The sequence below is a fragment of the Flavobacterium azooxidireducens genome, from assembly GCF_023195775.1.
Classification (GTDB): domain Bacteria; phylum Bacteroidota; class Bacteroidia; order Flavobacteriales; family Flavobacteriaceae; genus Flavobacterium; species Flavobacterium azooxidireducens.
Genome location: NZ_CP096205.1, coordinates 2,466,544 through 2,483,186, shown reverse-complemented (window position 1 = coordinate 2,483,186; position 16,643 = coordinate 2,466,544). Strand labels below are relative to the sequence as shown.

Below are 16,643 nucleotides of genomic sequence, written 5' to 3'. Positions count from 1 at the left end.
ATTTTGATGAAATCTACAGGGTTTTGGGCTGCGGTGAACTTTTTGAAATAAGCTGCTATTAATGTTTTTAGGGTGGACCAACTACGGTTAAATTACCAATGTACAGCATCATAAGGATAATATTTTTGAGTTTTGAGTGATGAATCCTCAATGCCTTTTATCTTGGCTATCGCAGCGGCTTCCCAAGCCCAATAACCTGAATAGCAATTCACTTTTGTGTTTTTATGGGTATCATGCCACGCAGCATCACTATGTCCTTGATACCAAACTTTGTCAAGATAATTTTTAATGTCTTGAGCTGTATTTAAATTTGTTGCTTTGGCATAAGGATGTTCTTGAATTACTTTTGAATTACTCTCCTCCCATGTGATTTCTTTAGATTTAATGATAAAACTAAGTAATTGATCATTGACTCCATCGCGATTTAAAATGGCAGTTATCCTTTGAAAATCTTCTAATGAAACATCGCATAAAATAGCCATTGAAACAAGCCAAATCATTTCATCATATTGACCAAAACCACTTACAAATTGGAAACTGTCTTCAAATGCGGGGATACATTCTAAAACAGCTTGTTTTACAACCTCTTTGTCTGCTCCATTTGAATAGTGGGCTTTAGTAATTTCTAAAGATGCAATTAATATTGAGCCTTTTATATCATTATATCTCTCTGGTTTTGCTTCTCCTGAAATTATTGCTTTTTGATAATATTGAATATCCTCTTTCAAAATATTGATTAACTCTGAAAAATTTCCTTTATCTCTCATACTTTTAAAATTTTTATTATGTTACTTTACCTTCCCAAACACTACTTTTAGTAGCTTCTGTGAGAGTTTGATTTATTGTATTTACAGTTACTTTGCCTTGCTTAGATACAGTACATAATAATGGTTCATAACCCTGAACCAAAATTTCCCTTCTAATTTCAGCAGAAACGGCACCAAAATTTAAATCATATTTGACCCATTGTTCACTCATCTGTGCCCCTCCACTTTTAGTTGTGGTTTTTGATAATGTTGCTGTATTGTATTTTACCTCAGCTATAACATACTTGGGTGGTGGCGTAGAAAATTCATATATTCCATCTATTCCTTTTTTAATTGAGTCATCTAATGTACTTACTGTATTTTCAGAAACTCGTTTTAAAGTACCTTCATTTTTTCCTATTACAAACTTCTGGGTTTCAAAATAATCATCAACCTTCATTTCTGCATAGTTGCTTGAACGGGTTTCATCTCCTTTTTTGCGTTTATTTCCGTTGGCGTCTTCATCCAGTTTTATTTTACCTGACTCAACATCATCTAGTGTCTTTTTCCTATTTCCAACAATATCATCAACCTCATCTAATAAATTGGGAGGGTTTTCTGGTGAATCCTCCTTCTTCCTCTTCTTAAAATAATCCATCCAATCCTCAACCGTTGCTTTTGGGTTTTTGAGCAATTGCTCTAAACCTTCTGCAATTTTTTTTGTTGCTGATACACCTAATGAAACATACAACAAAAATAATTCTATCGCAATGCCGGTTATTTCTTCTACAAAGATTTTGATGAAATCGATAGGGTTTTGGGCTACGGTGAACTTTTTGAAATAAGCTGCTATTAACGTTTTTAGGGTGGACCAAATTTCACTAAAAAACTTCTTAAATCCTTCTACAAAGCTCTCCCAATTTCCGGGATTGGCTAAGGAAACAAAAAAACCAATCATTTCAATCAAACTTGCTAAAAAACGAATCAATCCGTTATACAAACCTACTAAAAAAGCGTTATACATTTCCGGTAGGTCGGCAAATGTTTGCAACATCGCTTTGGCATCTTGATACATTTCTATAAATCCATCTCTCACGGATTTATAAATTGCACTTAATAATGAACGGATTTCTAAGGGAACTTTTGTTTGCAGAGCAGAAATTAAAAGCACATCCAAAGCTGATTGGTCTAATAATCCTTCAAATTGTTGAACCGCATCTTCCATCCTAATTTTTTCGGCATTGATATTGGTAATAAAATAAGGATCATAGTCCGGATTTCGTTCTTGATTTGCCAAATAAGGGTTCCATCGATTCGGGTCGGTGATCATGGCTTTACTTTTGAATTCCAACGCAATCTGTTGTAAAAATTTGGCAACATAATCTTCATTAAAATAGTACTTCAAATCTTTTCGCAATGCTTCCAGAAGCATAATCAAGATTTTATTGGTCACGGGTTGGGTTAAAATGGTGAATTTGTTGTTTTCATAGTAGTTAACGGCTTCTTTATAAATATAATCCAATTGCTCGCTACTAAAAAAACCGGATGGATTCATCCATTTGTCATATTCGTTTACCCATTTTTGAATTGTTTCTTTAGAAAGGCTACTCCCTAATAAATTATAGCCTAATTCTACAGCTCTGATTTCAATTATATTTTCAATTTTTAAACCTGTAAATTCACTTGCCTCTTTTGTCGTACCGGAAAAGTTTTTAATTGTGCCTGATTTGGCTACAATAAATACAGTAAAATTGTCAATCCCGTTAATTTTTGAAACTTTTTTATCAATCGTTGGTGTATCGGTTGCTAAGGCTAAACTAAAACTTACGGCAAGATTGTTTTCTTTTGCTATTGAATTATTTGTTAGCAACTTAAAATTCATTTTCTGGGCTTCTTCTTTTTCCCAAAAAGCACCAAACGGGCTGTTGTTAAAACCGCTAAGGTCTTCAAAGGATGGAAAAGTGGATGATAAACTCATAGGTATGTTTTTAAACCCAACACTTTGAAAAAAGTGTTGGGTAGTATTAAAAAATCAATTAATTGGATGGTTCTTCCTCTTCCGGTGTTGGTTCCGTTGCATTTCCGCCAATCAACGTATCCGTTTGTTCAAAAACCTTTACCTCTTGACCATCACTAGAAAACAACAAGTTATCACTACATTCTTCATCACAAGGAAGAGCATTAACCACATTAAGTCCTGCTGCTCCGGCTTGAATAATGGTTAAAGAGGTTGGAACACGACTTTGCCATACTTCTTCTACTTCTCCAGCTGGTTTTCTCAACTCATCCACAATAGATAGAAACATTGGATCGTCAATAGAGGGCACTTGTCCGCCATTCCAAATTTCTCCGGTTGCCATATACCAGTTTACAGCTTCTTCAAATCCAGGTCGAACGGTTACGATTACTCTTGCCATACCACTTTGTAGAAACGAACGGAAAAGTGGGTCGTCATTTTCAATGAGATACATATCTACCCATTCTGATTTTTTTGCCCAATAGAACGGATAAAAATAGTAGCTCATAATATCCCATTCAAAGGCTTGCTCAAAGAATTTTACTCGATCTGCATAACCTCCTAAACCGGAAGAAGTGTAAGAGGCTCTCACTTCCGCTTTATCTCTTTGAGTAAGATAATCTACTTCACCCATTGAAGCTTGACTGGCTAAGTATTCGATACAATTTTTACGTAAAACCGTATTTTCAATTTGACGGTAAAACCCTGGATTCATTTTCGCTTTTTCGGCCGCAAGAGCTTTTAATTCTGCCTTGCGTTGCAAATACTCTGCTTTTTTTGCTTCGTAAGCAGCAATGATTTTGTTGAAGGTGGCGATTTTCCATTGGGTTTCATAAGTGCTTGAAAGCTGACATACAATTTCAAAGTTCACACTTCCGGCATGATGCCCAGTACAAGAATAAGAAACTGGTACTTTCGTAGGCATGTCTGATAAATCAACACTAAATCTAGTTGAAGTTGGATTACCATCAACAGTATAGTCACGATGCTGGTTAGAAATTATAAGAAAAGCTCCAAAACCTGGCTCGTGAGTAAATTTAATAAGTCCATATGCTTTAACTCCATAATATCCCTCTGGAACTTCAATCTCATGATTTCCCGCACCATTTTCATCATACTCACCCCCATCTATTTCTGGAGCTATAAATGAAAATGTTTTACTAATCGTTAATTTATTTACTGGCTTAGCATCAATCTCTACATTATAATAACTTGCCCAAAAAGCAGCACGTATTTCGTCAATCGCACTGTAAGTTGCAATTGTACTATCTGGTGCTTGCCTTGGATCTGGAGGAGTGCTTAACTCCTCTAAATCTGCAGCATAATTTTTAACAGCATGTTTATGAAAAGCGGCTGGCTCAGGAATAGCAAATTCATACATCAATCGTTTGCCATAATTAACAATTTTATTTTCATAAATTTTATCCACCCAACGGTAAACCCCTGACACGTGTTTATCTCCTTTACGATTATCAAAGCCATGCTTGTTGCTTTCTGTAAATTCTTCAACAATTTTTGTAATTCGTTCTTCTTTAATTTTATTTACTACTCGATCCAACGCACGTTCTGTAATTTCTTTTGCCTGAGTGATTGCTTGAACATTTGAGTTTTCTTGAGAAGTATTATGAGCAAAATTTGCACCTATTCCCAAAGAATATCCTGCTCCAGAATAGCTGGCATTTGCTGAAACGCCAAATGAGGTTTGCTCAGATAAAACTTCTGCTATCTCCTGATTCATCTCAAAACGATCGGTTGTTGTCGTGTCTGTTAATTTCTCTCTTTCTTGTTCTTTGGTTGTAGTAAATGTTTCCTCTTTTTTGGTAGAACGAACGGTCGATTTTTCTTTATACTCACGAGCCATTATGTTCTCGATGTGTGATACTTCTCCAGGAACATAACAACATACTTGTTGTTCTACTTTGCGGTAATCGGCTATTCCAATTTGATTAATACCATAACCAAGAGGAATATAAGTGTTAGAAGTATCCGGCACTTGATTATTATCTTCTTCCCCTCCTGAATTTTCGTTTTTACTTAATTCGTATGTACCTTCTCCAACTACAATATAATCTTGTTCGGGTAATCGGGCTGTATCACCGTTTAACGAAAATCTACTAAAAGGCTCCAACTGTTTAAATACAACATCAGACCAAGTTCTGAAAATAGACGTATGCGGTAATAATGGGTCTAAATCCGGATTAACAACAAAATCATACATTCCTCCCGAACCTGGATTATTCACAGAATCCCCAGGTGTTGAAACAGGGTATAAAACCGCAGAGCCTTCCATTACGAGAGCTTGACCACTATATGTGTTAAATGTACCCGAAAATGTAAATGCTGTGTTTACTCCAGGATCAAATGTGATTTCATTATTTCGAAATAGATCAAAAACATACAAATTAGCAATTGTTCCCATACTTCTATTTGAAAATTGATAAGACAAGGATGTATTGTCTTCAAAAACAACCTGAAAATTTCCATCTGAAAAATACAGCGGAGAATTCATTCCTGAAAAAGTCAACCTTATACGCTTATTTGAAAGATTTCCAACCGAACTAATACTCAACTGTTGCGAATATCGATAAGATGATGATTCATCAACTCGAAGTATCATGCCGTCAGCAACTAGGCTTTTTTGAGTTTTTAAGGAATTTTCAAATAATACAGTAGATAATTTATCTTTATCCGATTTCAATAATTGAATCACGTCATCGATGGTTTCTACGAAAAAGTTGTCTTTTGCAGTATTTACAATTTCTTTTGTGAGTTTTGAAATTCCATTGGTCAAATAGCTAAAATCTAATTGTTCACTTGGCTCATAACTAAACTCCGGTAAGTTTAAATTTTCATATACAAAGTAGGACATTTCCACTTTTGTATCTGGGTCGGTGTATTTCTTTTCAACTTTTGTAGCTTTGGAATAAGCCTCTTTAACATCATTATCATACTCTTTCTGATACTTTGCTAAATTTGCTTTATTTATCCGCTCATAACTTTTTTGTGCAAAAGCTAACTCATTAATTATTGCTTCAACTTGACTTAATTGAGCTTTTGCATAAGTCACTTTCATTTCCTGAGTCAAAGCATTTTGAAATGCTTGCGATGAAGTGTTAGTTGCTTTCGTTTTTTGTGTAGTTGTTAGCATAAATTTACCAAACAATCTTTCCGGTAAAACAATTCTGGATTGTGCTAAAACACGTTGTTGTTCTAAAGTTAAATTGCTTCCATTTTTATTGTCAAAAAAATAGGCTACCAACACTGACATTATAGCTTCTCTTAAATAAACATCTTTCTTAGTAATTATTTGATAAAATAAAATCCCATACTCTTTTTAGTTTAGTTGGATTAGCATTTGGCGGAGCTTGTCTAGATGCTAAAGTATCATTTGTAACTACAGAACGATGAGAAGTTAGCCATACTGAATAAGTGTAATAATCCTCTGTAACCAAAGTTTTTAAATCTTCCTTGGATGCTAGGAATTTAGGGTCTGACTCAAAATCAACTGCTTTGTTTCGTAAAGCAGTTCTGCGTTGGGCTGCTGTTGTAACCTCAGAGGTCAAGGCTGCATAAAAAAAGCTATCAGCTTCAAATTCACTGGGAAAAGTAACAAATGATTCAACCACTTCTTCCTTTTCAATCAAACCGGGTGCTCTCATGGTTACAAACCGAAAAAGCGTGTTCGAAATTTCTTTACTCATAAAAAAATATTAAAAATTAAACAATAAAAATTTGTGTTAGACACGTTTGATGTGCTAATAAAAATAATAAAGTATGAATTTGGAATAAATGAAATTGCCTTGTAGTGGTATTAAACAATTTCAGTAAAGTTGCATTTGGAATTACTAAACTATTAAATATTCTCTTTCAAAAATACAATCTTATTAAAATTTAACAATATTTTTACTATTTTGTAAATTTTCAAACACCACTAAAAAACGTTACCTATTTTATATATTTGTATGTAGATTTTGGTAAAAAAAGACAGACCGTTTTGAGTTTTTAGAACTTAATACGGTTTTATGTTTAAAAAAATGGAAGACATTAACCACGATGTTTATTAAACTTAAGAAAGAAACGATTGATTATTTTCAATAATAATGATGATTTTAAAACTAAAAATATTTTACTTTTGAATCATCTATAAATCCAAATAAAATGTTTACAATCGAACAAATTAAGTCAGCTCACAGCAAAGTAAAATCAGGTGCCGATTTTCCATCTTACATTCAAGACCTCAAACAATTGGTTGTTATCTCTTATGATGCATATGTTTCAGATGGTCATACTGATTATTTTGGTGCAAATAATTTCAAAATAACTTCTCCTGCAAAATATGAATCGTTAGCAATTGCCAATGAAACAGATGAAAATCAATTCAAAGCAGATTTAAAAGCTCATCAACAAGGAAAAACAAACTACCCCACTTTTTGTAGCGATTGTGCCAAATCCGGTATTGAAAAATGGGTGGTCATATTGGAAAAAATGACGTGTACATATTATGATAAAGCCGGAAATGAAATTTTAGAAGAAATAATTCCCGATTAATTTTTTAAAACATCATTCTTACATACAAACCATTATTTCCTTAAATTTGTTACTTAATTATTTTCAATGAAACTTCAATCCATTCTCCCAATTTTAGAGGAACTTGCTCCTTTGGCCTATGCCGAAGATTTTGATAATGTGGGCTTGCTTTTAGGAAATACAGAACAGGAAATTAGTGGGATTTTAGTTTGCCACGATGCATTGGAAAATGTGGTTGATGAAGCTATCGAAAAAAACTGCAATTTAATTGTCTGCTTCCATCCTATTTTATTTTCGGGTTTAAAGAAAATCACAGGAAAAACGTATGTGGAAAGAGTGGTGTTGAAAGCTATCAAAAATGATATTGCCATTTATGCGGTACATACTGCCTTGGATAATCATCAAAATGGAGTGAACAAAATTATTTGCAATCAACTCGGACTTGTGAATACTAAAATTTTGGTTCCGAAGGAAAAATTCATACGTAAATTGATTACGTATACTATTCCGGAAAATCATCAAGAATTACGAAATGCTTTATTTGAAGCCGGTGCCGGAAACATTGGTAATTATGAAGATTGCAGTTTTAATTCAAAAGGAATTGGAACGTATATGGGAAATGAAAATAGTAATCCCGAAATTGGTGAACGTTTTGAATTTGTAGAAAACGAAGAAATTAAAATTGAAGTCACTTTTGAAAAGCATTTAGAATCAAAAATTTTGAAAGCTTTATACAAAAATCATGTGTACGAAGAAGTGGCTTATGAGATTTATGAATTGCAAAATCAACATCAAAATATCGGTTTAGGAATGATTGGCGAACTCGAAAATGAGATGAATGAAAACGATTTTCTACAGTTTGTGAAGGAAAAAATGCAATGCGAAAGCGTCAGACATAGTGCTTTTTTGAATAAAAAGATAAAAAAAGTTGCTGTTTTAGGTGGTTCAGGCAGTTTTGCGATTGGCCATGCTAAACGATTGGGAGCCAATGCTTTTTTAACGGCTGACTTGAAATATCATCAATTTTATGAAGCTGAAAATCAACTACTTTTGGCCGATATTGGTCATTATGAAAGCGAACGTTACACAAAAAATTATATTGTTGATTTTCTTATCAAAAAATTTCCTAATTTTGCAATCATTTTATCAGAACAAAATACAAATCCAGTTAAGTACTTTTAGATTATGACAAACGTAAAAGAAATGAGTGTAGAAGAGAAGTTAAGAGCACTCTATGACTTGCAGTTAATCGACTCAAGAATTGATGAAATCAGAAACGTAAGAGGTGAATTGCCGCTTGAAGTACAAGATTTAGAAGATGAAGTAGCAGGTTTAAAAGCACGCAACGAAAAATTAAAAGCAGATTTAGAGCAAATTGATGATCAAATCAAAGCGAAGAAAAATGCTATCGAAGCTCATAAAGAGGGAATTAAAAAATATACCGAACAACAAAAAAATGTTCGTAATAACAGAGAATTCAACTCGTTAACGAAAGAAATCGAATTTCAAGAATTAGAAATTCAATTGAGTGAGAAGCACATCAAAGAAATGAAAGCTTCTATTGAATACAAAAAACAACAAGTTGCCGAATCTCAAGAAAGATTAAGTGCTAAACAATCTCACTTAGAGCACAAAAAAGCTGAATTAGGCGATATCATGTCGGAAACACAAAAAGAAGAAGAGTTTTTAACCAAACTTTCTGCCGAATATGCTGCAAAAATCGAAGATCGTTTATTAGCTGCTTATCACCGAATTCGCTCAAGCGTAAGAAATGGTTTAGCGGTAGTTTCTATCGAAAGAGGAGCATCTGCAGGATCATTCTTTACTATTCCGCCACAAACGCAGGTTGAAATTGCTGCCCGCAAAAAAATCTTAACCGATGAGCACAGTGGAAGAATTTTGGTAGACAACGTTTTATCTACCGAAGAAAGAGAAAAAATGGAAAGCATATTTGCTAACATCTAAATATCAAACCCCGATTCGGGGTTTTTTTATGAATAAATTTTTCAAGACATTTTCGATTAAATTAATTGGTTTATATATCAATTTGCTCAGCTATATCTTTCCGGAACAAGCAACAAAATTGGCATACAAATTTTTTAGTGAACCTCGTGATGGAAGATTAAAACCGGAATCAATTCCGGAAATTTTAAAACAAGCAGAAATTGAAACTGTTTCGTTAGAAAACTACAACTTTCCTATTTATAAATGGAAAGGAAACGAAACCAAAATATTATTAGTTCACGGTTGGGAAAGCAATGCGTCTCGTTGGGAACCCATGTTTCCTTATCTTCAAAAATCGGGTGCTACAATTTTAGCTATTGATGGTCCGGCTCACGGTTTGTCTTCGGGAGTTGAATGTAATGTGCCGCAATATGCTGATTTTATTAATACCGTTTTCCAAAAATATGAACCTCAAATTTTGATTGGTCATTCGCTTGGCGGATTAACTTGTTTGTATTTTCAGCATCAATTTAAGGCAGCTTCACTACAAAAAATGGTTTTGCTTGGTGCTCCTTCTGATTTGGAAGTTATTATTCAAAATTATGCGAACCTGCTTCAATTGAACAAAAAAGTCATCCAATTGATGCATACTTATTTTTTGAATCGGTTTAAAATAAATCCAGTGGAATTTACCGGAACTAACTTAGCTTCTTCACTTTCGGTTTTGGGAATTCTTTCGCATGATGCAGATGATGAAGCAGTTCATTTTGGTGAAAGCAAAAAAATTGCTTCGGGTTGGAAAAATGCTACGTTTATTGAAACAAAAGGACTAGGTCACAGTATGCATGACAAAGCTTTATATCAACAAATTGAAAAATTCTTGTTTAGTTCTTAATTATTTTTTTGGTAGTAGATTGATTTCCGTTGGAGACTTTCACAAAATATATTCCACTCGATAAATTTGAAATATCAAGTTGTTTATCTTGTGGCATTTTCGCCTGAAAAACCGATTGTCCTAACGCATTAAAAATCTCAACGGAAGCCATTTCAGACAAATCCTGATGCGTCATAAATTTCAGTTGATTTTGAACCGGATTTGGAAAAACTGAAAATTCAGTTCTATTTATAACATCCAAACCTAAAACATAATCATCATAAACCCGTTGAACCGCAGTTTCCATGTTTGGAAAAGGTCCAATATTTCCGGCAGAAGGATTGCCTTGCGGAATTCCGGTTTCTTTTAAAATGGTTCGCAACTGTGGTCCGGTTAAATAATTTCCGGTCAAACTATGATGATATGATTGCAATACAATCGCACAAGCTGCCACCATGGGTGTAGCGGAACTTGTTCCTGCAAAGTTGGTATAACCTTGGTTTATATCATCTTCAATTAAAATTAGATTGCCATATCCACAAGCAAAAACATTTTGAGACCAACCTTGCACATCTACTCTCGAACCATGCGTACTATATGAAATTTTGTTGTGAGTAAGGCTTGATAATCCACCGCCTACAATAATTGCTCCGCTATTTCCACGGTTCATATAATTTGAATAAAGAGTACCATTCAAATTTTGATTTCCATTTCCGGCTGCTGCTACAATTACGATTCCGGCATCGGATGCGGCTTTGGTTAGATCCCAAATAATACTATTAGATTCAGCTGGAGCACCAACTTCATCTTGCAATTCATAAACAATTACATCACCGGCAGTTGAATTTTGAATGGATTGATTCACAGCGTAAACTCTATCATAACCAATTTCTTGCCATTCCGGATAAAGTATCATTTCACTTGCTTCATGTGCTAGCCCCGTCATTCCATAATCGTCGTTTCCGGCAATAATAATTCCAAAAACAGCTGTGCCATGCTGAGAATAGAGCAGTGCATCTGTGGCAATAGTCATTCCTGGTGCAATAGATACATTTACTTCATTCAAATCTTCGTGACTGCTATTAAAACCATATTCTACATCTCTCACACGAATTCCTTCACCTTTTAAACCTAAATCCCAAGCATATTGCATGTTTAAACCCGGATTGGGACCGATATAGGTTTGATTTACCATAAAATCGGGTGTCGTTGGAGGAATATCTAATGGTGGTTTTATAGGTTCTAATGAAATTAAACTTGCGTATGTAACCGAATTCAATTTTTCAAATTCTGTTGCTAATAAAAGTAATTTTTCATTCGAAGGATTATCCACAATCACTCTAAAAATATTTTTCAATTGATGAACTGAAGAAGAATTTCCGGCATATTGTTTGGCATTTTTTTCTAAATCATTCCATTTTTCAGCTGAAAATGAAATCGTTTTTTCAAAATTTAATTGAAATTCATTTGAAAGTGAAGCAACTTCTGAAAATTGAGTAAGAATAGATTCTTTGTCTTTTAAAACAACATCAGCATTAAATGAAACATGCAATTCGTGTTTACTACTACTTGAATTCAGCTGAAACTGATTTTTTCTACTTTGAGCATTCGAAAAGAGAGAAACTAGAAATGTAAAAATAAAAAGTAATTTTTTTACCATAAAGCTAAGTTCTTGATTACAGGCAATTTTTGTGCAATTTACTAAATTTCTTTCAGATTTAAATAAACTTCTATTTTTCTGAAATCCATAAAATAAAATTACTTTTGCAGTATGGAAGATACAGGTAAACGCATCAATAAATTTTTATCGGAATCCGGTTATTGTTCACGTCGTGAAGCCGACAGATTAATCACCGAAGGAAGAGTAACCATCAACGGAGCTGTTCCTGAAATGGGGACAAAAGTTTTTGAAACCGATGAAATTCGTGTCGATGGGAAATTAATTCGTGAAAACAGAGATAAACCCATTTATTTAGCGTTCAACAAACCTGCCGGAATTGAATGCACCACCAACCAAAGTGTTCGCAATAATATTGTAGATTACATTAATTATCCCGAACGTATTTTCCCTATTGGACGATTAGATAAAGCCAGCGAAGGATTGATTTTTATGACGAATGATGGCGATATCGTGAATAAAATTCTTCGAGCCAGAAACAACCACGAAAAAGAATATATTGTGACGGTTGATCGACCGATTACCGATCGTTTTATTGAGAAAATGGGGAATGGTGTACCGATTTTAGATACCATTACAAAAAAATGTAAAGTGGAACAAATCAGTAAATACATTTTCAAAATTGTATTGACACAAGGTTTAAACCGTCAAATTCGAAGAATGTGTGAGTATCTTGGCTATGAAGTTACGGCTCTAAAACGTATTCGAATTATTAATATTTCATTGGATGTTCAAGTGGGAAGATACCGTGATTTAACCGAAGCTGAAATTAAAGAATTGAATCAATTGATAGAACCTTCAAGTAAAACGGAAGAAGCGAGTTTGCCGAAAGCGGAGGTTAGAAGACCGATTGTGATTAAGAAAAATAAGTAGCCTCACCAAAGCCCGCGGCTAATGTTCTCTCGGAAAGTATGTCAAAAAAAGTTATTTTCTCTCGCAAAGACGCAAAGTCGCAAAGAGAACTTTTAAATTTTGCGTCTTTGCGACTTTGCGAGATTTTTTTATTTTATCTATTTGAATTTTTTATATCTTCATGGGAAACTACTCTTCCTGATTCGATATCTTTTATTCCTCTCTCAATTCCTCCTTTTTGTTCATCAGTTAACTCATCCCACCAATCTGTTTGTGAGGTAGATTGATCTTTAATCTCTTTTAAATAATAAAGCATATCGTTATTATCAACATGTAATAACCAATCCAAAAGTTCCAATTTTAAAGCCTCTGCTCCCATTTTGTAAAATTTAAAGCTAAGATAATCATTAAAACTAAAAAACCCAAGCTCATCACTTGGGTTTTACTATTTATCTCATCTTCAATCGCTTCTGTTCTCTCGCCAATAACGTGTTTTTCAACAACATCGCAATTGTCATGGGTCCTACTCCGCCCGGAACCGGAGTGATAAAGGATGCTTTTTTGCTTACATTTTCAAAATCTACATCGCCAGTAATACGGTAACCTTTTTCAGTTGAATCGTCGGAAACGCGTGTGATACCGACATCAATTACCACCGCATCATCTTTTACCATTTCGGCTTTCAGGTAATTTGGCACTCCTAAAGCAGTGATGATAATATCGGCTTGGGTTGTAATTTGTGAGATGTTTTTGGTGTAACTATGCGTTAATGTAACCGTGGAATTTCCCGGAAAACCTTTTCTTCCCATCAAAATACTCATCGGTCTTCCTACGATGTGGCTTCTACCGATAACAACCGTGTGTTTTCCTTGCGTTTCAACGCCGTAACGTTCTAATAATTCTAAAATACCAAACGGTGTGGCCGGAATAAATGTAGTCATATCCAACGCCATTTTTCCGAAGTTTTCGGGATGAAATCCATCTACGTCTTTGTTGGGATCAATCGCCATCAATACTTCTTGTGTATCAATTTGTTTCGGTAACGGTAACTGCACTATAAATCCGTCAATGTCATCATCTTCATTTAATTCTTTGATTTTTTTCAATAATTCCGTTTCCGAAGTAGTGTTAGGCATTTTAATCAATGTGCTTTCAAAACCCACTCGTTCACAGGCTTTTACTTTGCTTCCTACATAGGTTAAACTCGCTCCATCAGTCCCCACAATCACAGCGGCTAAGTGTGGTACTTTTTCGCCGTTGTCTTTCATTTTCTGCACTTCTGCAGCAATTTCATTTTTGATGTCTTCCGAAACTTTTTTACCGTCTAATAATTTCATGTATGTGTGTTTTAGTTGTGTCGTAAAAAAATAAGACGCGATAAATCGCGTCAGTTATTGTTGAAAATTATTTCATTCCCTTCATTCCACCCATCATGCGGGCGAGGTTTTTTCCGCCGCCGCCTTGCATCATCTTCATCATTTTGCTCATTTGGTCAAACTGTTTCATCAATTGATTCACTTGTTCCACTTTGGTTCCTGAACCTTTGGCAATTCTGATTTTTCTTTTTCCGTCTATCACGGCAGGTTTTGTTCTTTCTAACGGAGTCATCGAATGAATGATTGCTTCAATGTGTTTAAAAGCATCGTCTTCAATTTCCACATCTTTCAATGCTTTTCCGGCTCCGGGAATCATACCCACCAAATCTTTCATGTTACCCATTTTTTTGATTTGCTGAATTTGCACCAAGAAATCATCAAAACCGAATTCGTTTTTAGCAATCTTCTTTTGAAGTTTGCGAGCTTCTTCTTCGTCATATTGTTCTTGTGCTCTTTCTACCAACGACACAACGTCTCCCATTCCCAAAATTCTGTCGGCCATACGGGAAGGATAGAACACGTCAATTGCTTCCATCTTTTCACCGGTACCAATGAACTTGATTGGTTTATTCACCACCGATTTGATCGTAATCGCTGCTCCACCACGGGTATCACCGTCTAATTTGGTTAAGATCACACCGTCAAAATTCAATCGGTCGTTAAACGCTTTTGCCGTATTCACCGCATCTTGACCCGTCATTGCATCTACCACAAACAAGGTTTCTTGTGGTTGAATGGCTTTGTGCACATTCGCAATCTCGTTCATCATTTGCTCATCAATCGCCAAACGACCGGCTGTATCGACAATGACTACATTGAATCCGTTTGCTTTGGCATATTTAATTGCATTCTGAGCAATGTCAACTGCATTTTTATTTTCAGGTTCAGAATATACTTCCACACCAATTTGATCTCCTACCACATGCAACTGATTGATAGCCGCAGGACGATAAATATCACAAGCCACCAAAAGTGGTTTCTTTCCTTTTTTAGTTTTTAGAAAATTAGCCAATTTTCCCGAAAAAGTGGTTTTACCCGAACCTTGCAAACCAGACATTAAGATGATTGATGGATTTCCGGAAAGATTGATTCCAACTTCTTCTCCACCCATTAATTCGGTTAACTCGTCTTTCACCAATTTCACCATTAATTGACCGGGCTGTAACGAAGTCAATACGTTTTGACCCATTGCCTTTTCCTTAACGGAATTGGTAAAATCTTTGGCAATTTTAAAATTCACGTCGGCATCCAACAACGCACGACGGACTTCTTTTAGGGTATCGGCAACGTTTACTTCGGTAATTTTACCGTGACCTTTTAATATATGAAGGGCTTTGTCGAGTTTATCGCTTAAATTACTGAACATAATTTGGATTTTCTTTTAATGAAGTGCAAATTTAAGAATTTGAATTTTAAGTTTACTACTAGTTGTAAAGAATAATTTAAAAGTGAAAAAATAAACTATTTTAAGTCAATATTTTTTTGATATGATTCTTTAGATACAAATTGCACAAGGACGCTTCGCTGTTTTTAATGGAACACGGATTTGACGGATAGAACTGATTTGCACGGATTTTGATAGATTCGCTATAAGGGATTTTGATAGATTTGATTTTGCGAACATTTTCTTTATAAGCACATCCCAACTTGAAACCTGAAACTTGAAACTATTTATTCCCTTTTTTTTGGAACGCGGATTGAACGGATTTGCTTTGCAAAACGCTGTTTTCTACGGATTTTGATAGCTTCGCTATATAAGGTTTGCACGGATTTGATTGTACTACCATTTTCTTTTAAACAACTATTTCTATTTGAAGCTCAAACTGTTTATCTCGTTTTTGACTAATATTTAGTTCGACTTTATTTTTAAAAAATACTCAATAAAATCGGACTATTTTTTAAAAAAAATTACTTTTTTAAAACAAAACACTAAAAATCAATAATTTAACTTATATTTGTCGCTTATTAACTATTTCATATTATGAACGAAGGAACAATTAAATTTTACAATGAAGCAAAAGGCTTCGGATTTATCACTCCAAAAGGTGGTGGTGCAGACGTATTTGTTCATGCAACTGGCCTTAATGGTGTAGTGCGTGAAAACGATCAGGTTACTTATTCTGTAGAAAACGGACAAAAAGGACCAACAGCAGTAGACGTAAACGTTATCTAAGATATATTTTACTTTAAGCATGAAGCCAATCTTTTTAGATTGGTTTTTTTTTGCTTTATTTTGAGGTAGTAGTCTCAACTATTTCTAAGTAAATTAAACCAAAGACATTGATGAAGTTTAATTTTTTAAAAAAATTTAACTTTTTATAAGAACGAATTACTTTTTATATATCTTAGTATTTCCAAAAATGAATTTGCCGATTGGCAAAAACACACCCCATTTATTTTTTTAGTGCTTTACGGGAATCCGTAAGAATGTTTGGTGCGGATGGGTTAGGTTTGTGGTGGAATGAAAAACTTTTGACATTTGAAGAACAAATAATTTTAAACAAAACAAGATACTACACGAAAGGATTCGGTAGCGGGGAATTTGCCGGTTGGCAGATGAATCCTGCTCTGCAAAGAGTTCGGGTAAAATATTCTTATGAAAAGCTCCGCATTCTATGATAAAAAGCAA

Annotated in this window: 15 protein-coding genes; 7 read left to right on the top strand and 8 right to left on the bottom strand. The window is 34.5% G+C overall.

Going from position 1 to position 16,643, the window contains the following annotated elements; all coding sequences use genetic code 11:
* Positions 1-92: 92 nt before the first annotated feature.
* The 4 genes from M0M57_RS10820 to M0M57_RS10805 are packed head-to-tail and all read right to left on the bottom strand — an operon-like array spanning position 93 to position 6,464.
* Complete coding sequence (locus M0M57_RS10820) at positions 93-767, bottom strand: PoNe immunity protein domain-containing protein (protein ID WP_248433043.1); 675 nt, start codon at positions 765-767, stop codon at positions 93-95.
* 16 nt (positions 768-783) lie between these two features.
* Positions 784-2,724 carry a hypothetical protein gene (locus M0M57_RS10815; protein WP_248433042.1) on the bottom strand — a complete coding sequence of 647 codons (1,941 nt, stop codon included), beginning with the start codon at positions 2,722-2,724 and terminating at the stop codon, positions 784-786.
* A gap of 58 nt (positions 2,725-2,782) precedes the next feature.
* Positions 2,783-6,031, bottom strand: coding sequence for a hypothetical protein (locus M0M57_RS10810; protein ID WP_248433041.1), 3,249 nt, complete (start codon positions 6,029-6,031; stop codon positions 2,783-2,785).
* A 28-nt stretch (positions 6,032-6,059) separates the two neighbouring features.
* On the bottom strand, positions 6,060-6,464 hold the full coding sequence (locus tag M0M57_RS10805; RefSeq protein ID WP_248433040.1) for a hypothetical protein: 405 nt from the start codon (positions 6,462-6,464) through the stop codon (positions 6,060-6,062).
* A 457-nt stretch (positions 6,465-6,921) separates the two neighbouring features.
* On the opposite strand from M0M57_RS10805, the gene M0M57_RS10800 reads away from it, so the two are divergent.
* The 4 genes from M0M57_RS10800 (at position 6,922) to M0M57_RS10785 (ending at position 10,129) form a co-directional block, all read left to right on the top strand.
* On the top strand, positions 6,922-7,311 hold the full coding sequence (locus M0M57_RS10800) for a DUF1398 domain-containing protein (RefSeq protein ID WP_248433039.1): 390 nt from the start codon (positions 6,922-6,924) through the stop codon (positions 7,309-7,311).
* 66 nt (positions 7,312-7,377) lie between these two features.
* Positions 7,378-8,472, top strand: coding sequence for a Nif3-like dinuclear metal center hexameric protein (locus tag M0M57_RS10795; RefSeq protein WP_248433038.1), 1,095 nt, complete (start codon positions 7,378-7,380; stop codon positions 8,470-8,472).
* Positions 8,473-8,475: 3 nt separating this feature from the next.
* Positions 8,476-9,255, top strand: a complete 780-nt coding sequence (locus M0M57_RS10790; protein WP_248433037.1) for a zinc ribbon domain-containing protein — start codon at positions 8,476-8,478, stop codon at positions 9,253-9,255.
* Between the two features lie 28 nt (positions 9,256-9,283).
* On the top strand, positions 9,284-10,129 hold the full coding sequence (locus M0M57_RS10785) for an alpha/beta fold hydrolase (RefSeq protein ID WP_248433036.1): 846 nt from the start codon (positions 9,284-9,286) through the stop codon (positions 10,127-10,129).
* Here the strand turns inward: M0M57_RS10785 and M0M57_RS10780 are convergent.
* Positions 10,119-11,768: a S8/S53 family peptidase gene (locus M0M57_RS10780; RefSeq protein WP_248433035.1), complete on the bottom strand. Its 1,650-nt coding sequence runs from the start codon at positions 11,766-11,768 to the stop codon at positions 10,119-10,121. The two genes, M0M57_RS10785 and M0M57_RS10780, sit on opposite strands and share 11 nt — an antisense overlap.
* 111 nt (positions 11,769-11,879) lie before the next feature.
* Here M0M57_RS10780 and rluF point away from each other — a divergent pair, with 111 nt between their 5' ends.
* Positions 11,880-12,659 carry a 23S rRNA pseudouridine(2604) synthase RluF gene (gene rluF, locus M0M57_RS10775; protein ID WP_248433034.1) on the top strand — a complete coding sequence of 260 codons (780 nt, stop codon included), beginning with the start codon at positions 11,880-11,882 and terminating at the stop codon, positions 12,657-12,659.
* A 133-nt stretch (positions 12,660-12,792) separates the two neighbouring features.
* Here the strand turns inward: rluF and M0M57_RS10770 are convergent, their stop codons facing one another.
* From M0M57_RS10770 to ffh, 3 genes are all read right to left on the bottom strand, one after another.
* Positions 12,793-13,017 carry a hypothetical protein gene (locus tag M0M57_RS10770; protein WP_248433033.1) on the bottom strand — a complete coding sequence of 75 codons (225 nt, stop codon included), beginning with the start codon at positions 13,015-13,017 and terminating at the stop codon, positions 12,793-12,795.
* Between the two features lie 70 nt (positions 13,018-13,087).
* Entirely contained in the window at positions 13,088-13,975 is an 888-nt protein-coding gene (locus M0M57_RS10765; protein WP_248433032.1) for a bifunctional 5,10-methylenetetrahydrofolate dehydrogenase/5,10-methenyltetrahydrofolate cyclohydrolase, read from the bottom strand.
* A gap of 67 nt (positions 13,976-14,042) precedes the next feature.
* Positions 14,043-15,380 (bottom strand): signal recognition particle protein, encoded by a 1,338-nt coding sequence (gene ffh / locus M0M57_RS10760; protein ID WP_248433031.1) that lies wholly within the window; start codon positions 15,378-15,380, stop codon positions 14,043-14,045.
* A 615-nt stretch (positions 15,381-15,995) separates the two neighbouring features.
* Between ffh and M0M57_RS10755 the strand changes: the two genes are divergently transcribed.
* Positions 15,996-16,187, top strand: a complete 192-nt coding sequence (locus tag M0M57_RS10755) for a cold-shock protein (RefSeq protein ID WP_248433030.1) — start codon at positions 15,996-15,998, stop codon at positions 16,185-16,187.
* Between the two features lie 200 nt (positions 16,188-16,387).
* Complete coding sequence (locus M0M57_RS10750; RefSeq protein WP_248433029.1) at positions 16,388-16,633, top strand: hypothetical protein; 246 nt, start codon at positions 16,388-16,390, stop codon at positions 16,631-16,633.
* Positions 16,634-16,643: the final 10 nt, after the last annotated feature.

Coding starts and splice junctions, on each gene's coding strand:
- M0M57_RS10780 (WP_248433035.1), bottom strand. CDS start 11,768: ATGGTAAAAAAATTACTTTTTATTTTTACATTTCTAGTTTCTCTCTTT.
- M0M57_RS10765 (WP_248433032.1), bottom strand. CDS start 13,975: ATGAAATTATTAGACGGTAAAAAAGTTTCGGAAGACATCAAAAATGAA.
- M0M57_RS10820 (WP_248433043.1), bottom strand. CDS start 767: ATGAGAGATAAAGGAAATTTTTCAGAGTTAATCAATATTTTGAAAGAG.
- M0M57_RS10800 (WP_248433039.1), top strand. CDS start 6,922: ATGTTTACAATCGAACAAATTAAGTCAGCTCACAGCAAAGTAAAATCA.
- M0M57_RS10805 (WP_248433040.1), bottom strand. CDS start 6,464: ATGAGTAAAGAAATTTCGAACACGCTTTTTCGGTTTGTAACCATGAGA.
- M0M57_RS10795 (WP_248433038.1), top strand. CDS start 7,378: ATGAAACTTCAATCCATTCTCCCAATTTTAGAGGAACTTGCTCCTTTG.
- M0M57_RS10755 (WP_248433030.1), top strand. CDS start 15,996: ATGAACGAAGGAACAATTAAATTTTACAATGAAGCAAAAGGCTTCGGA.
- M0M57_RS10790 (WP_248433037.1), top strand. CDS start 8,476: ATGACAAACGTAAAAGAAATGAGTGTAGAAGAGAAGTTAAGAGCACTC.
- ffh (WP_248433031.1), bottom strand. CDS start 15,380: ATGTTCAGTAATTTAAGCGATAAACTCGACAAAGCCCTTCATATATTA.
- M0M57_RS10815 (WP_248433042.1), bottom strand. CDS start 2,724: ATGAGTTTATCATCCACTTTTCCATCCTTTGAAGACCTTAGCGGTTTT.
- M0M57_RS10810 (WP_248433041.1), bottom strand. CDS start 6,031: ATGTCAGTGTTGGTAGCCTATTTTTTTGACAATAAAAATGGAAGCAAT.
- M0M57_RS10785 (WP_248433036.1), top strand. CDS start 9,284: ATGAATAAATTTTTCAAGACATTTTCGATTAAATTAATTGGTTTATAT.
- rluF (WP_248433034.1), top strand. CDS start 11,880: ATGGAAGATACAGGTAAACGCATCAATAAATTTTTATCGGAATCCGGT.
- M0M57_RS10770 (WP_248433033.1), bottom strand. CDS start 13,017: ATGGGAGCAGAGGCTTTAAAATTGGAACTTTTGGATTGGTTATTACAT.